General features: G+C 28.1%; 18 protein-coding genes and 2 tRNA genes. 1 reads left to right on the forward strand and 19 read right to left on the reverse strand.

Annotated elements, in window-relative coordinates; all coding sequences use genetic code 11:
• Position 1: 1 nt before the first annotated feature.
• The 6 genes from dnaG to QIA41_RS00710 all read right to left on the reverse strand — a co-directional run bounded on the left by dnaG (position 2) and on the right by QIA41_RS00710 (position 5,388).
• Positions 2–1,777 carry a DNA primase gene (gene dnaG, locus QIA41_RS00685; protein WP_320292148.1) on the reverse strand — a complete coding sequence of 592 codons (1,776 nt, stop codon included), beginning with the start codon at positions 1,775–1,777 and terminating at the stop codon, positions 2–4.
• 5 nt (positions 1,778–1,782) lie between these two features.
• The gene (gene mltG / locus QIA41_RS00690) at positions 1,783–2,814 is read right to left on the reverse strand and encodes an endolytic transglycosylase MltG (RefSeq protein WP_320292149.1); all 1,032 of its coding nucleotides are present in this window, start codon (positions 2,812–2,814) and stop codon (positions 1,783–1,785) included.
• Positions 2,815–3,036: 222 nt separating this feature from the next.
• A tRNA-Tyr gene (locus QIA41_RS00695) sits at positions 3,037–3,118 on the reverse strand.
• Between the two features lie 4 nt (positions 3,119–3,122).
• A tRNA-Thr gene (locus QIA41_RS00700) sits at positions 3,123–3,196 on the reverse strand.
• A gap of 90 nt (positions 3,197–3,286) precedes the next feature.
• Positions 3,287–3,610: a hypothetical protein gene (locus QIA41_RS00705; RefSeq protein WP_320292150.1), complete on the reverse strand. Its 324-nt coding sequence runs from the start codon at positions 3,608–3,610 to the stop codon at positions 3,287–3,289.
• Between the two features lie 5 nt (positions 3,611–3,615).
• The gene (locus QIA41_RS00710; RefSeq protein ID WP_320292151.1) at positions 3,616–5,388 is read right to left on the reverse strand and encodes a hypothetical protein; all 1,773 of its coding nucleotides are present in this window, start codon (positions 5,386–5,388) and stop codon (positions 3,616–3,618) included.
• A 117-nt stretch (positions 5,389–5,505) separates the two neighbouring features.
• Between QIA41_RS00710 and QIA41_RS00715 the strand changes: the two genes are divergently transcribed.
• Positions 5,506–6,738, forward strand: a complete 1,233-nt coding sequence (locus QIA41_RS00715) for a CCA tRNA nucleotidyltransferase (RefSeq protein WP_320292152.1) — start codon at positions 5,506–5,508, stop codon at positions 6,736–6,738.
• Here QIA41_RS00715 and rnc read toward each other — a convergent pair.
• The 13 genes from rnc to fusA form a co-directional block, all read right to left on the reverse strand.
• Positions 6,709–7,446 (reverse strand): ribonuclease III, encoded by a 738-nt coding sequence (rnc, locus tag QIA41_RS00720; protein ID WP_320292153.1) that lies wholly within the window; start codon positions 7,444–7,446, stop codon positions 6,709–6,711. The genes QIA41_RS00715 and rnc overlap by 30 nt on opposite strands.
• On the reverse strand, positions 7,446–7,688 hold the full coding sequence (acpP, locus tag QIA41_RS00725; RefSeq protein ID WP_320292154.1) for an acyl carrier protein: 243 nt from the start codon (positions 7,686–7,688) through the stop codon (positions 7,446–7,448). Before acpP ends, rnc begins: the two co-directional genes overlap by 1 nt.
• A 23-nt stretch (positions 7,689–7,711) precedes the next feature.
• The gene (gene rpmF / locus QIA41_RS00730) at positions 7,712–7,894 is read right to left on the reverse strand and encodes a 50S ribosomal protein L32 (RefSeq protein ID WP_320292155.1); all 183 of its coding nucleotides are present in this window, start codon (positions 7,892–7,894) and stop codon (positions 7,712–7,714) included.
• Positions 7,895–7,956: 62 nt separating this feature from the next.
• A complete protein-coding gene (gene coaD, locus QIA41_RS00735) occupies positions 7,957–8,448 on the reverse strand; it encodes a pantetheine-phosphate adenylyltransferase (protein ID WP_320292156.1) in 492 nt (163 codons plus the stop codon).
• A 1-nt stretch (position 8,449) separates the two neighbouring features.
• On the reverse strand, positions 8,450–9,007 hold the full coding sequence (locus tag QIA41_RS00740) for a hypothetical protein (protein WP_320292157.1): 558 nt from the start codon (positions 9,005–9,007) through the stop codon (positions 8,450–8,452).
• A 368-nt stretch (positions 9,008–9,375) separates the two neighbouring features.
• Positions 9,376–9,741 (reverse strand): 50S ribosomal protein L19, encoded by a 366-nt coding sequence (rplS, locus tag QIA41_RS00745; RefSeq protein ID WP_320292158.1) that lies wholly within the window; start codon positions 9,739–9,741, stop codon positions 9,376–9,378.
• The gene (gene trmD, locus QIA41_RS00750; protein ID WP_320292159.1) at positions 9,719–10,438 is read right to left on the reverse strand and encodes a tRNA (guanosine(37)-N1)-methyltransferase TrmD; all 720 of its coding nucleotides are present in this window, start codon (positions 10,436–10,438) and stop codon (positions 9,719–9,721) included. The genes rplS and trmD overlap by 23 nt, the downstream gene beginning before the upstream one ends.
• Positions 10,435–10,935 (reverse strand): ribosome maturation factor RimM, encoded by a 501-nt coding sequence (gene rimM / locus QIA41_RS00755; RefSeq protein ID WP_320292160.1) that lies wholly within the window; start codon positions 10,933–10,935, stop codon positions 10,435–10,437. Before rimM ends, trmD begins: the two co-directional genes overlap by 4 nt.
• 3 nt (positions 10,936–10,938) lie before the next feature.
• A complete protein-coding gene (locus QIA41_RS00760) occupies positions 10,939–11,187 on the reverse strand; it encodes a KH domain-containing protein (RefSeq protein WP_004791279.1) in 249 nt (82 codons plus the stop codon).
• The gene (rpsP, locus tag QIA41_RS00765) at positions 11,188–11,448 is read right to left on the reverse strand and encodes a 30S ribosomal protein S16 (protein WP_320292161.1); all 261 of its coding nucleotides are present in this window, start codon (positions 11,446–11,448) and stop codon (positions 11,188–11,190) included.
• 12 nt (positions 11,449–11,460) lie between these two features.
• Positions 11,461–12,795, reverse strand: a complete 1,335-nt coding sequence (gene ffh / locus QIA41_RS00770; RefSeq protein WP_320292162.1) for a signal recognition particle protein — start codon at positions 12,793–12,795, stop codon at positions 11,461–11,463.
• A 62-nt stretch (positions 12,796–12,857) separates the two neighbouring features.
• On the reverse strand, positions 12,858–14,066 hold the full coding sequence (gene badR, locus QIA41_RS00775; RefSeq protein WP_320292163.1) for a host adaptation transcriptional regulator BadR: 1,209 nt from the start codon (positions 14,064–14,066) through the stop codon (positions 12,858–12,860).
• Positions 14,067–14,343: 277 nt separating this feature from the next.
• The gene (gene fusA / locus QIA41_RS00780; RefSeq protein WP_320292164.1) at positions 14,344–16,353 is read right to left on the reverse strand and encodes an elongation factor G; all 2,010 of its coding nucleotides are present in this window, start codon (positions 16,351–16,353) and stop codon (positions 14,344–14,346) included.
• Between the last annotated feature and the right edge of the window lie 36 nt (positions 16,354–16,389).

Raw genomic sequence — 16,389 nt, forward strand, 5'->3', positions numbered from 1 at the left:
CTTAACTCCCTGGAATATCATCTATGTAGATTTTTAAATTTTTTCTCTGCATGTTTAAAAACATTAACTCATTTATTTGAATCTTAGCATTTACCAAAGAGTCTCCATCAGATCTTTTCTTGCAAAGCAAAACACGAAAATCTAATTTTCTTCTTTTAATTGCAAGCAAAATATGAATGAGCGTCTCATCATCCACTTCAAATTCAGAATTTAAAATTTCTTCAAAAAAAACTTCACTAACTTTATAGTGATTCTTTAATTTGTTTTTTAAATCCATTAATGAAAAATCTTCATTATTTTCAAATAAATCTTCAAAGCACACAAAAACTTTTCTGGCATCAACATCAATCAAATCACTATCAATAATGTTGCGTCTTATTATAACAAAATAACTAAAATTTTTCAACAAAGCTGCTATTAAATACCTCTCATAAGAATCATCAATATGAGCATACAAATTTCTTTTATTATTGTCAACTACAAATCTTTCTTTTATCCTATAATAATCTTTTAACAGAGTTGTCACACCAATGCCAAGCTTATTGCTCAGTTTGTCTAAAAAAATTTTTTTCTGAGTATCCAATTTTGATAAATTTATCAAATTTAAAAATAAATTAATCATAGCATTTAAATCCACGGTTTTATTTAAATCATATTTATTGGAATAAACATCTAAAAGATAATCAAAAGCATCACATCTATTATTTAAAATTTCTAGCAAAGAACCATCGCCTTTGAGAATATCTGCAGGATCAAAGCCAAAATCCATTTTAACAACGCTAACATTGATATTGAATGGCAAACAAATTTGATAAGCCTTTAAAGTTGCAGAAAGTCCAGCATCATCACCATCAAAAGCAAAAATTATCTCATCCGCATATCTTTGAATCAAGGCCAAATGCTCTTTTGAAAAAGAAGTACCAAGAGTAGATACAGCCCTCTTAATCCCAGATGTAAAAAAAGCAAGAACATCTATATATCCTTCTACCAATATAACTGACTTTGTGGACTTAATCTCATCAAGCCCTTCGTAAAATCCATAAAGAAGTTCCTTTTTTTTAAAAACTTCAGTTTCACTTAAATTAATATACTTAGGACCCTTCCCATCTAAATCTCTACCCCCAAAACCAACAACGTTTCCTTTAAAATCTTTAATTGGAAAAATCAATCTCTGAGATAAAATAGAAGCTTTGGGATTCGTTTTTGAAAATAAACCACTTTTTATCAACATTTCAAAAGAGTACCCTTTTGAAACTAAAAATCCATGAAGCTCTAAACCATCTTTAAAATTAAATGGCAAATAACCAAGTTCAAATAAATCAACAACTTCTTTAGATATTGCCCTACTCTTTAAAATATAATCCAAAGCTTTTTTATTTTTATTCAAAAAAAATTTAATAGTATTGATTAACCTAGAATTCAAAGCGTAAATTTTTGAAACTATATCCTTATCTTCACTTTTTTTATCACTTTCTAAACTTATTTTTAAATCATTATAATAAATACCGGATTTTTCACATAAAATCTTAAAAGCATCGTTGTAATTGATTTTTTCCATATCCATTAAAAATCCAATAACATCTCCACTTTTTTTACATCCAAAACAATAAAAATATCCTTGCAAAGAATTTACAAAAAAAGAAGGGGTTTTCTCGGCATGAAAAGGGCAAAGGCCTTTATAAGTAGGTCCCGATTTAACAAGTTTAACATACTGCTCCACAATAGCTACAATATCAAATTTAGCCTTAATTGAAGCTGTGGTTTGTAAATGCTCCATACTTCTTAATCCTTAGTAATAAAATTTTTAATATAATCTTTTGCTCCTAAAAGATGTGAAGAATAATCTGATGAAAATTGATGCGTGCCCAACTTAGAGTCTTTTACCACAAAAAATAAATATTGTGTATTTCTTGGGAAAAAAGCTGCTTGTAGTGAAATAATACCAGCATTTGAAATTGGAGTGGGAGGATATCCTTTATTAATATATGTATTATAAGGAGAATCTATCTCTAAATCTGAAAAATAAATCCTTTTGGGATGACTTCGTCCCAGCTCCTCTGTAATAACATATTCAATAGTAGCACAAGATTGTAATGCCATACCAGATTTTATTCTGTTATAAAAAACAGAAGACATTATTGGAGCTTCACTTCTAACCCTATACTCACGCTCAACAATAGATGCTATTATTACTCTATTGTAAAGCTCTTTGCTTGAATAATCACTAGAAACAACACCTATAGATTTAAGCTTATTAAAAAAATTATCAACAAACATGCGAACAACATTCTTTATTTCCATGCCCTTATAAAATTTATAAGTATCTGGAAATAAAAACCCTTCAAGAGAATCATAATCAAATCCAAGCTCACAAATAAAAGATTTCTCGTTGATTAAAAAAATAAAATCCTGAACATCATCAATAATAGAAAACTCCTTAAGCTTGAAAGCAATCCTTCTGCTGGTATACCCTTCAGGTATTGTAACATCAATATTTACATTAGAAGCTCCCCTTAAAAACTCTTTATATATCTGAAATGTAGAAAGATCGCTATTGATTAAATATCTTCCTTCCTTAAATTGTTTATCACTATCAAAAATATAAGAAATCAAAACAAGAAGTAATTCGGATTTAATTAATTTTTGTCTTTTCAATTCTTTGGCTATTTTTTTGACTCCCCAACCTTTCTCAACATCAAATTCATAAACTAATCCACTTGCTAAAGAAGATAAATTTAAAAAATATATAAAAATTGACAAAATAGATCCTAAAAAGAACAAAATAATAAATACTTTCCCAATTTTAATAAGCACAAGAATCTCCTAGATAAACAAAAGTATTTGCTAATTACTCATCAGTTGCTAGTCATCAATTAAAACTTTTAATTGATGACTAGCAATAATTTTATAACAAATAAAGAATTTTAATAAATAGACAAAAATAAAAGCACCATAATGAAATTATACGACACCTTCCTTTAAAAGGACACAATCAAAAAACTATAAAAAGGCAATCAACTTATAATTTTACTAAATTGGGGAGGGTGGGATTCGAACCCACGTAGGCAAAGCCAACAGATTTACAGTCTGCCCCGGTTAACCACTTCGGTACCGCCCCTGAAAGCCGACTGTCGGATTCGAACCGACGACCTGCGGTTTACAAGACCGCTGCTCTGGCCAGCTGAGCTAAGTCGGCAAAATTACAAACTAATAGTTAGTTTATAAAAATAAAATTCATTAGTCAATAGAATAATGACAAATAGATTAATACAATATTTTTATTAATCTATTTGTTGCCAGAAAGAAAAATTTTAAAAACAAGAGCAGAAAATAAAATCATAAAACTAAAAACTAAAATTAGATAATAATTAATTTTTTTATTTCTTAACAAATAAAAAAATATCAACCTAGTAGATTCAAGCCCAAAAGAAACAGAGCTTAAAATAATAGTAAGATCAAGATAAAATTTTTGCAAATTATAAACAAAAATATTGTAAGAACCAGCCAAAAAAACGAATAAACTCAACAAAGAATTTAAAAACAATACAATAACCAAGATTCTAACAAAATTTGAGAAAGATCTTGAATTCCTTATTTTAAAAGCTTTCATGAAATTTATAAATTTTTTATTATAAAAAGTGCTTGATTAATGATTTCTAAAAGATCACCAATAACATCGGCTAATGTAATTTTTTTATTTTCATTTACCATTGACTTATAAGAAACTGTTAAAGATTTTCGAATAAAAACATTTTGATTTTCCAAAAGAGACAAACATCTCTTTTTAAATTCAATAAAATAATCTACAAATCTATTTGAAACCTTATCAATAGAGCCCGATTCATTTAAACACCATTTCAAAATTCTTTCCTTATAAGGGTCATCAATTTTACTCTCTCTTTTATACCTTTCAAACTCTTCATTTTTATAATCAATCTCAAAGTAAATATTATAAATTTCTTTTTTTAAGGCAGTAATATTATTTTCAATGTCAACATATATATTCCTCAAATCATGATGATTAATTAATACGACATTATTTATGGTTCTTAAAACTTCCATCATTCTAACATCATATATGTTTTTAAAAAAATCATTAAGAAAATATAATTTTTTAAAACTATATCGACCAAGATTTAACTCGTTAAAAATTTCACCTTTTAAATTTAAAACTACGCTAGGATCTCTAACAAGACTTTTTATTTCTTTGATCACAAGAACTTTTAAAGAACTATCACGTCTTTTAGTAGCTTGACCTATAACATTTAAAAATAAAATGTTCTCATAAAAATTTTTTACATTAAAAAAGGGTACATATTTTTTAGGAGATGCAACAGGATTTTTGCAATATACTCTAAAAACATCTAAATAAGGCAAAGTTCTAGACAAAACAATAATCTTAGATACAATTGATAAAACATTTTTCAATACATATTCCACTCGAGACAAATGATCTTCTCTTGAAATTATTTCTGAATTACTAATATCATCAGATATTAAAAAATAATTTGATATAATACTTTTAACAACGCCCTCATTTATCTCAATATCTTTTAATGTATACAAAATGTCAAAAAAATAATTCAAATACTTACTAACGCTTGAAAAACTGGTTCCAAATCCAACCTCAAGATCAACAATACTTATATTTTCAACATTATCTAAAAGATCTACATTGAAAAATGAAAAAAAAGATTTGTAAGGAAAAAACGCCAAACTATTAAAAACATAATAAAACTCAAACATATCAGAGACAGTTTTGTAAATATTAGCTGGAATAGAATTAATATACTCATTTATCTTGACCTTAAGAGATTCTTCTAAATCATTTTGAGTCTTTTCTTTTTTTAAAAAAAGCTCATATTCACCTTCATCCAAAAAATCATCCAAATTTTTCTTAGAATTAAGAACCTTATTTTGAATAATTTCTAAAATGGTTTGTTCAACAGCAATGCCTCCTTTTTCTAATTTCTTGAAAAATTCTTTCAATTCCATTGAATATCGGCAAACACTAAAAAACATTTCTACAAAACCAACATACAAACATTCTCTCTTAAAATCTATTACAGGATTTTTACACATTTCATTAATTTGATTTTCTAGGTTTTTTATAACATAAGCTTTATAAATATCTTCCTTGCTTTTATCCTTCTGGAAAAAATTTAAAATAGTTAGCCACATTCTCATAAGAAATGATTCTTCCATTAAGCGCCCTGAAATAAATTTTTCAAGCCGAGAATCAACATAAGGCTCATTATTACAATTGGGCAAAACAAACTCAGAAGAATTCAAACCTAAACTTTTTCTTATATCATTCATCAACCTATTTTTAGTCTCTTTTGAAAGCTGACCTATAGAGCTATATACACTATTGTTATTACCACTCATAAAACCCCAATAAAACCATTTAAAAAAATAAAAGTACTAATTACAACATACTTCAAATAAATTAAAATTGTAAATCAATTTTAGAAAAAATTTATTTACACTATAATATAATTTTATATGAATCTAGGCAAAAATAGTCAAAATATAATTAAAATTGGTAAAATTTTTAAAAAAAACAACTATGAATTTTATTTAGTTGGAGGCGCTTTAAGAGACTTGTTACTTAATAAAAAACCTTGCGATTTTGATTTTGCAACAAATGCGACTCCCGAGGAAATAATAACATTATTTCCAAATAATATTAAAACGGGAATAAAGCACGGCACAATTGGCATTATTTTCAATAAAAAAATCTTTGAAATTACCACATACAGAATAGAGAAAGAATATGAAAAGAAAAGAGCTCCTAAACAGGTAGAATATACTAAAAATTTAATTAAAGACCTAAAAAGAAGAGATTTTACCATCAATGCAATTGCAATGAATATTTTTAACTTCAACATAATAGATTGCTATGATGGTAAAAAAGATCTTAATAAGAAAATAATAAGATGCATAGGAAACCCAAATAAAAGATTTGAAGAAGATGCCCTTAGAATACTAAGAGCAGCAAGATTCTCATCTACACTTAATTTTAACATTGAAAAAAATACCCTAATTTCAATGAAATACAAAAAAGAAAATATTTTAATGATTTCAAAGGAAAGAATAAAAACCGAATTTCACAAATTATTAGAAGGCACGAATATACAAAAAGGAATTTATTATCTCAAAAAAGTTAATTTTTTTAAGAATTTTTTCAATTTAGAAATAAGAATGAAATTAATCAAAAAAACTGTTTTGCTTAATAAAGATAAATTTTATCTAAAGGCAATCACTATATTGACAATTAAAAAACCTATAAAAGAACTAAAAGAAAAATTAATTTTGCTTAAATTTTCAAATAAAGAAATTAAGTTGATTTTATTTTATAGAAGCATAATCGATAATAACAATATTTTTAATGTCAAAAAATTAAGCGATATTAGATATTTGCTTAGCAAAAGCACAAGAGAGCATTATAAAGAAATAATTGACATATACAAAGCACTTAAAGGAAAAAAGAAAAAATATTTATTTATAACAAAAAACATAAAAAGAAAAAACTTGCTAAAAAATCCCCTCTCTTTAAAAGACTTGAAAATAAACGGTAAGGATATCCAAAATCTAAAACAAATAGAAAATAAAAATATAGGTAAAATTTTAAATATACTACTAAGATATGTAATTGAAAATCCCAAGCTTAATACCAAAAATTGTCTTATAAAAAAAATAAAAACCTTAAAGGTTAATATCTTCCATGGTTTTTAAAGCTACTTCGGCTGCTCTCATTTCGGCCTCTTTTTTAGATTTACCCTTTCCATTTGATATAAACTTTTCTCCAACATAAAGTTCAACACAAAAAACTTTATCGTGATCTGGACCTATTTCCTTATCTAGCTTATAACTTGGCGAAATTTTATATTTTTTTTGAACATATTCTTGCAATAAGCTCTTATAATCTTTAAAATCACCTCTATTAAACATTAGTCTTATGTACATATCAAAAAGTCCAACCACAAACTCTGTTGCTACTAAAAACCCACTATCAAGATAAATAGCACCCACTAAAGCTTCAATAGCATCCGCAAGAATGCCCTTTTTGTTGCGACCATCATTACTCTCCTCTCCCCTGCCAAGTAAAATATAAGAACCAAGATCAATCTCTCTAGCAATGCCAGATAGGGAATCCTCACTAACAATATAAGATCTGGCCTTACTAAGCTCTCCTTCACTTTTATTTGGATAAGTTTTATAAAGATGATCCGTGATAATCAAATTAAGCACAGAATCTCCCAAAAATTCCAATCTCTCATTATTTCCAGATTTTTGATCCAATTCATTAGAATACGATGAATGGCTTAATGCTGTATTTAATAAATTAAAATCATTAAAGTCAATGCTCAAATTTTCCAAAAATTCAACTAATTGGGCTTTTCTTTCACTGCCAAAACAAAAATCGGAAGAATTTTTTTTCATCAACCTTTTCTCTTTTTAATAAAATTAACGACATCGCCCACTGTCTCAAATTCATTGGCTTCGTTCTCTGGAATTTTATCATCAAAAGCCTCTTCAAGTAAATACAAAAGTTCATAAATATCAAGACTATCTGCGCTAAGATCCTCAACAAATCTAGAATCTATAGTAATTTCATCTTCTTTTTTATCAAGTTGTTCAGATATAATAGACCTAACCTTAATAAAAATTTCATCATTGTCCATGGACATACCTTCCTTGCTACAAACTATAAACCTATCTCTAGATACTGCTTATTCCTATAATACCCACATTTTAAACAAATTCTATGTCTCACTCCAAGATTACCACAATTGGAACATTCTTGAAATTGCGGAATTTTCTTCCTCATATTTATGCTACGCCTTGTTCTACTCCTAGATTTTGAAGGTTTAAATTTTGGAACAGCCATTATTTTCTCCTACTACTTTTAAACTACGCTAAATTATCTTAATAATATATATATTAACTAAGTTATTTGTCAATAAACTTAGATTTCAATTTATTGAACACTAATCCTGGAACAAAATGAGAAAGATCAACATCTTTTTTTCTTATTAATTCCTTTACAAAATTTGACCTTACATATAAATGCTCTGCACTACTTGGCAAAAATATAGTATCAATTTTAAAATTTAACTTATTATTAACAAGGTATCTCTCAAATTCTATATCAAAATCATTAAAAGCTCTAATTCCTCTAACAATAAATTTAATAGAATTAATTAACGCATAATCAACAATAAACCCGCTATACTTATCTACAAATACATTTGAAAAATTTAAAGACGAAATAACATCTTTTGTAAGATTAAACCTCTCAATATCACTTAGCAAATATTTTTTTGATTTGTTTTCAGCTACTAAAACAACAACTTTATCAAAAATAGCCAACGATCTTTTAATCAAATCAATATGGCCCCAGGTAATTGGATCAAAAGATCCTGGAAAAACCGCAACCCTCATATCAAGAAAGCTTAAATCCTCTGTTTATATCTTCGAGAATTTTTTTACGCCATATTGGTTGTTCTTTTAAATTTTCAAATTCAACTTCTCTAATAATCTTGAAATACAAATATTCTCCTCTAGAAGATGTATCCACAATAAAAAATTTACCAACACCTCTATAAACTAATTTTTCATTATTCGAAAGATTATTTTCAAGCGTTAATTTGCTGACAGCACAATCAAAATGCACAGGCTTATCTTCATTTTCAACCTTCAAAGACATGCTAAAAGCAAGATCGTCTATTTTTTTTTCACAAATAGCACAAGAAATGTCGAGATTTATTCTTGTTTTAAATTTTATATTTTTCTTTCTAAACTTACCTTTAAAACCATTTTGTCCATTTTGTTTATCTTGTTTATCTGCATTCAAAACAGTTGATCTATTATTAAAACTGCTTGATGGAGCAACATTTTGACTTTTAATCTCAGAATTTAATCTTTTATTTTTAAAACCATAAAAACGCTTGTTGAATTTCTGAGAATTGCTACTTTTAAACTTGCTTTGAGTATATTTCAAAATCAACTCTCCTTAACGATAGCAAATAAATATTTACCTTCCAAAAAATTAAAGCAAAAATTTAACAACAAAATTACTTAAATAACTTGAAAAGTTTTTAACAAACCAAAATTTTAATTTGTTTTAGATTTTTTAAAAGATAAAAGCTTAACTGGATCAGTATTAAAATCAATAAGAATAGTTAATTAATACCTTTATTACAACAAACACACAACCAAGTGCGTTACGATTATTTTTTAAAAAATCAAAAATTTCGAACTTTTTAAGAAAAATTTATAAAACAAAAAATCATTCAAAAATGATTTTTAATCATCTAATTTGATTCATCTTATGACCCATCTACTGAAATATTTAAAATAATTTAAAAACTATTGCTTAATTCTTTTAATATTAAGACGCTCCTTTATCTTCATAGCTGCTTTACCTATTCTATTCCTCATATAATAAAGCTTTGCCCTTCTAACCTTTCCCCTTCTTAAAACTTCAACTTTTTCTATAATAGGAGAATATAGTGGAAAAATTTTTTCAACACCTATTCCTGAAGAAATTTTTCTAACTAGAAATGTTTTGCCAATTCCTTTATTTTGAAAAGAAATAATAATCCCTTCAAAATTCTGCAGTCTTTCATTACCACCCTCAATAATTTTGTAAACAACTTTCACAGTATCCCCCACATTAAAGACAAAAGCCTCATTTTTCTTATGTTGAGCTTCAATTTTTCTTATCAAATCCATTATCTTCTCCTATGATCTCTAAATATTTAAGGTATAAATCCTGCCTATTTTTTTTAGTTTTCTCTATAGATTTTAAAAGCCTCCAATTCTTTATATTTTTATGATGTCCCGAAATAAGAACTTCTGGAACCTTTATGCCCATAAAATTATAAGGCCTGGTATAATGGGGATATTCAAGTAACCCATTTTTTACACCAAATGATTCTTCTAATAAAGAATTAGGATTTATTACTCCATCTAGCAGCCTATACACACTATCTATTAAAACAAGAGCTGCAATCTCTCCTGAAGATAAAACATAATCTCCAATAGAAATTTCAAAATCAACGTACAAATCTACAATACGCTGATCAATTCCTTCATATCTCCCACAAATTATAACAATTTCTTTTTTTTTTGACAAGGAATATGCCAACTCTTGGGTATACTTTATACCAGAGGGACTTAAAAATATTGTTGTTTTCTTAGTAGCTTCTACATGTTCAAGCGCAAAATACATGGGTTCGGCTTTTAATACCATCCCAGCACCGCCCCCATAAGGTACATCATCACATCTTTTGTGTTTATCTTTTGAAAAATCTTTAACATCAATAAGTTCAAAACTTACTATTTCTTTGTTAATGGCTTTTTTCATTAATGAATTTTCAAAAAATGGTCTAATTATTGCTGGAAAAAGGGATATAACTGTAAATTTCATTTTAAAAGATCCAAAACCTTAAGCTCAATTGTCTTTTCTCCAGCATTTATATCCCCAATATAAATGCTCAAAAAGGGAATAAAAAAAAACTTAACACCCACCTTGACTTCTAGAAATATACTATTTAAATATTCAAAGAAAGCCACAACTTCCCCTAGCTTTCTATTGTCATTTACAATAGAATAGCCAATCAATTTTCCTAAGTAATATTCGCCTTCTTTCAAGCTCGATGCAAGCGAATCATCAACCCACAATTCAAAACCAATCAAAGACTTAGCTGATTCGGGAGTATCAATTCCTTCAAATTTTAAAAATAAGGAATTACTTTTTATATCAACATCTACAACCTTAACTTCAATGGGAAAATCATTGTTTTTTTTTAAAAGGACTTTGTTGTTCTTTAAGTTAATAAAATCACAAAAATTATTGGATATGCTTTTAACCTTAGCATACCCATTAACTCCGTAAGACGACAATATCACGCCTTTAATAAACATAAATCAATCTAAAATTTCCAATTGCACTCGCCTATTGGTTTTAGCAGCACAAGCTCCAAGCAAAGTTCTAATAGCTCGTGCAATACGACCTCGTCTTCCGATTATTTTGCCTACATCACTTTGAGAAACTCTTAATTCTAAAATAGTTGATTTTTCTCCTTCAATTACATTTAGTTTAACTTCATCTTGCTTGTCTACAAGAGACTTTACTATGAACTCTATAAGCTCAATTTCATTTCCATACTCTTTCATCTAAACCTCCTGACTTTTCGCATTCAAGCTGTTTTTATTTAAAAGCATTTTCACTGTATCACTTAAAATTGCTCCCTTGCTTATCCAATCTTTCATTCTATCTTCCTTAATTTTTATTTGATTTTGCTTTTCAACAGGATGATAATAACCAAGCTCTTCAATTGCTCTACCATCTCTAGGAGAAGCAGAATCCATAACTACAATCCTATAATAAGGTCTTTTTTTAGCTCCCATTCTCTTCAATCTTATCTTAACGCTCAAATTTATTCCTCCTTATTTTCCCAAAAGGGATGCAATCTTATTCTGAAAATCTTTATTTTTCATTTTCTTCATAATCAAAGTTGTTTTGCTAAACTTTTTTATGAGCTTATTAACATCAAAAACAGTTGTTCCACTCCCTAAAGCTATTCTTTTTTTTCTTGAAGGATTGTTCAAAATCACTGGGTTTATTCTTTCTTTTTTAGTCATAGAAAGAATAATGGCCTCTTCTTTATTAAAGCTTTCTTCATTTAAATTATCCATATTCAACATTGACTTTGAAACACCCGGTAAAAAACTTAAAAAATTAGTAAACCCTCCTACTTGTTTCATGCGTTTGAATTGGCTTAGATAATCTTCAAAATTAAAACTGGCCTTATTAATTTTTTCTTCAAGCCTAATAGCCTCTTCTTTATCAACAACACTTTGAACTTTCTCTACAAGACTAACGACATCTCCCATGCCAAGAATTCTAGAAGCAATTCTTTCTGGATAAAAGGAATCAAGATCTTCAATTTTTTCTCCAACCCCAATAAATTTAATAGGAACTGCACAAATACTTTTAAAAGATAGTACAGCACCTCCCCTGGTATCTGAATCAAACTTAGAGAATATTGCACCAGTAAGTCCAACATTCTCATTAAATTCTTTAGCGATATTTGCCGCAACTTGTCCCATCATAGAATCTAAAACCAAAATGGTTTCTGCAGGACTTAAAATCTCCTTGATTTTTTTTATCTCTTCAAGCAATAAATATTCAACCTCAAGCCGCCCTCTAGTATCAACTATCACAGAATCAAAAAACTCAGATTCAGCAAATTTCATAGACGCTTTAACAATTTTAATAGGATCTGTTTCACCTTCAAGTGAAAATACTGAAACACCTATTTGACTGCCTAATATTTTCAACTGTTCTACAGCCGCTGCTCTAAATGTGTCAGCAGCTACAAGAAGTACCTTTCTATTTTCCTTTTTAAGCCTTAAAGAAAGCTTCGCACATGTTGTTGTCTTGCCAGATCCTTGAAGCCCAAGCATAAGAATATAAGATTGTTTATTGACAGGATGTAAGTTAAGCTCATAACTTTTGCCTCCCAAAAATTTAACAAGATTATCATTGACAATTTTAATAAACTGAGATTTGGGATCAACACCTCTTAAAACTTTTACTCCTTTGGATTCTTCAATTACAGAATTTAGAAAACGTCTTACAACTCTTAAGTTAACATCAGCATCAACTAAAGAATTTTTTATAATCTCAATAGCTTCTGCAATATTTTTATCATTTATTGTAGATTTTCCAGAAAGATAGTTTATAAAATTTTTAAAATTTGACCCTAAACTTTCAAGCATTAAAAATAACCCTTATTCTCAAAAATAATCTTATCAAATATAAGATACAAAAAAAGGCAATATTAATCAATATCTCCCCCTGTCAAATAAAATTTATTAAAAATAACACTAGAAGCGGGTCCAACAACAGAAACTTCAGTATCTAATGAGCTAAGCCTTAATATTATATTTTCCTTATTACGCTTTTTAATTTCTTCTTTTAACAAATCAAAAAAAGCTTTTAATTTAAAACTTTGACCATAAAGTACTAAATAATTAAAATCAAGCATTCTTTGAATATTAATAATAATTATTGCCAAATATTTAACCGTATCTTCCATAATTTTATTTATAAAACCATATTTTTCATAAAGAGAAAAAATATCATATATTGTAACCTTTTTTAATCTGCCCTCATACTTTTCATAAAGCTCAGGAATCTCACCATTCATAAACTCTTTTGAAATCAATCTCTGCAAAGCAAAATTGGATATTAGCATATTAACGCAACCCTTATTACCACAAGTTGGACAATTTTTTTCTCCTTCATAATCAATTATCATATGACTAACCATACCCGATTTATTGCTAAAACCAGGATAAACATTGCCACCCGACCAAATCGAAAGCTCAGCAGTATCCGTATAGTCAAAAAACATAATATTATCTACATTTTTACCCATAAACTCCGCAAGAGATAAATTCTTAACATAACTTTCAAGATAAACCGTAAGTGAAAAATATTCCTCAAGTATCCTCTTAACAGGAACATCTTTCTCAATCCATGCCCCATAACTGTCATTAACAATACCTGATTCTTTATCTTTTATTAACCCTATGATACTAAAACCTAAGCCGATAAACTTGTCTCTTGAAAAATTGTGTTTCCAAATAATTTCTATCATATGATCTTTTATTTTTTCTAGAATATCATAAGCACTAACCGGGGGTTCAAAAGAATGAGTTTCACTTATTAAAACCTCGCATTTAAGATTAGCAATACCTATTTGAAAATAATTGCTAGAAATAATAACTCCCATTGAATACGCATAATCTTTATTAATATCAAGAAGTATTTCTTTTCGCCCATGTTTTTTAACATCAGACACTCTAGAGCCAACCTCAATTAAAAGATTTTCTTTTATCATTTGATTAGTTAAAATAGTAACTGCAGCATTTGTTAAAGTTAATTTACGAGCTAAATCTGTTCTTGAATATTGCATATTTTTCAAACTAAGAAGAATTTTCCTTCTATTTCCACCCCTAATTGAAACCATATTTTCACCTTGCATAACACACCTCCTTTATTTTTAAAATAAAAAAATATTATAAAATATCATATCAAAAAAACCAATACAATATTCTATATTTACCCTCCAAAAACATACACGCCTTTATAGGGCTAAAAATTATTTTACATCATAATATTACATTCATAAACTATTAAAAATTTACAATTTAGCAAAAAAGGAGTAAAATCATTGCTACAAAAACTCATCAATAAAAATTAATTAAATTTAAAAAATAATAAACACAGGAAAAGCTATTTCGCCCTTGAGGCTAATAACCTTAATTTACTTTTTCCTTAAAATATGAAAATTCCATAGTAAAACTACCCCTACCTTTAGTAGAACTTCTTAAAATAGAAGCATACCCAAAAAGTTTCTCAAAAGCTGCTTCTGATTTTATCAAATCATACTCTCCAATATTGTTAACTGAATAAACAACACCTCCTATAACATTTAATGTAGAAATAATTTCTCCTGTATGCTCAATAGGTGTTCTAATTTCCAATAACATTATTGGTTCAAGTCTAATAGGGTCTGATTTTTGAAAAATACTATGAAAAGCAAATCCTGAAATTGATTCAAAAACACTATCGCTAATCTTACTAGTTTCACAAACAACAGAAAAAACACTAACATTAACATCAATAATAGGATATCCAAAAATACCACTTACAAATGTGTTTGTAATTCCTTTCAATATTGCAGACTTAATTGCAGGGTTAATATCACATTCAAAATCGATTTTATTTCCTTCGCCCCGTGACAAAGGTTTAATGATTATTCCAATTTTAAAATTAATATTTTTGCCAGCAAAGATATTATTAAATTCGAAAATTTCTTTTACAATTTTACCTGCACTCTCTCTGTAGCTTACTTGGGGTTTTCCTGTATAAACATTAAGATTAAATTCATCTTTAATTCTTGTTAAAATAATCTCAAGATGTAATTCGCCCATTCCAGATATAATCAACTGGCCTGTTTCTTTGCTATCAGAATAACTAAAAGTAGGATCTTCTCTGGATATTATTTCAAAAATTTCCCTTAGCCTAACTTCATCCGATGATCTTTCAGGTTCAACAGACATCAAAACGACTGGCTCTGGAAACATAACGGATTCAAGTAAAACATTGTTGCTCTCTTCAATAAGAGTATCTCCTGTAACAGAAAACTTTAATCCCAAAACAGCACCAATATCACCGGTTTTCACAAAATCTATTTGTTCATTTTTATTTGAAAAAACTCTAAAAATTTTTGTAAACTTTTCACGCTTACCATTTGAAGCATTGATAATTTTTTTATTAGAATTAATCTCACCAGAATAAACTCTAACAAAATAAAGATGCGCGGCAATTACACTTGAATACTGAACTTTAAAAACAATAGCTGATAATTTTTTATTTTCATTTGGATCGACTAAAATTTTTTCATTTGTATCTAAAGAAAAAGCACAAAAACTTTTTTCAAAAGGACTTGGGAGATAATCTATAATCGAATCAATTAAAGGTTCTATTCCAATATTTTTTAAACTGGTTCCCATTAAAACAGGAATAATAAACCTAGAAATAGTACCTCTTCTAATTTCACTTTTAATAATGTCTAAATTAATCTCTTTGTCTTCAAGAAACAATTGAGTAATTTCTTCACTAAATTGACTAAGAGTGTCTATTAATTTTTTCTTAAAAAAACCCACTTTTTCAACAAATTCCTCTCTGACTTGGCTATAAGTTAATCTTGGAGCTCCCTTTTCCATGGCAAAATGGATCTCTTTATTTAAAACAATATCAACTACTCCTTCAAAATTGCTTTCATTTCCAATTGGAATTTGCAAAACTAAAGGAACAGTTTTAAACTTGCTCTCAATATCTTCTACAACTTTAAAAAAATTAGCGCCCAATCTATCCATCTTATTAACATAAGCAAGTCTTGGAATTTTATATTTTTCTGCTTGTCTCCAAACAGTTTCTGTTTGAGCCTGAACTCCATCAACAGCACTAAAAATAACAACACCTCCATCAAGAACTCGAAGAGATCTTTCAACTTCTGCCGTGAAATCGACATGCCCTGGAGTATCAATAATATTTATTTGGCAATCCTTCCAATAGCAAGTAATAGCAGCTGAGCTAATAGTAATTCCTCTTTCTTGCTCTTGAGGCATCCAATCAGTAATGGTATTTCCAGAATCAACATCTCCCATTTTATGACTTTTGCCAGTATAATAAATAATTCTTTCTGTGGTAGTAGTTTTGCCAGCATCAATATGAGCCATAATTCCAATATTTCTAATACTCATAAAATCACCAACAACTACAACCTTAATGTGGATAAA

This window comes from Borreliella sinica, from assembly GCF_033969665.2.
GTDB classification, from domain to species: domain Bacteria; phylum Spirochaetota; class Spirochaetia; order Borreliales; family Borreliaceae; genus Borreliella; species Borreliella sinica.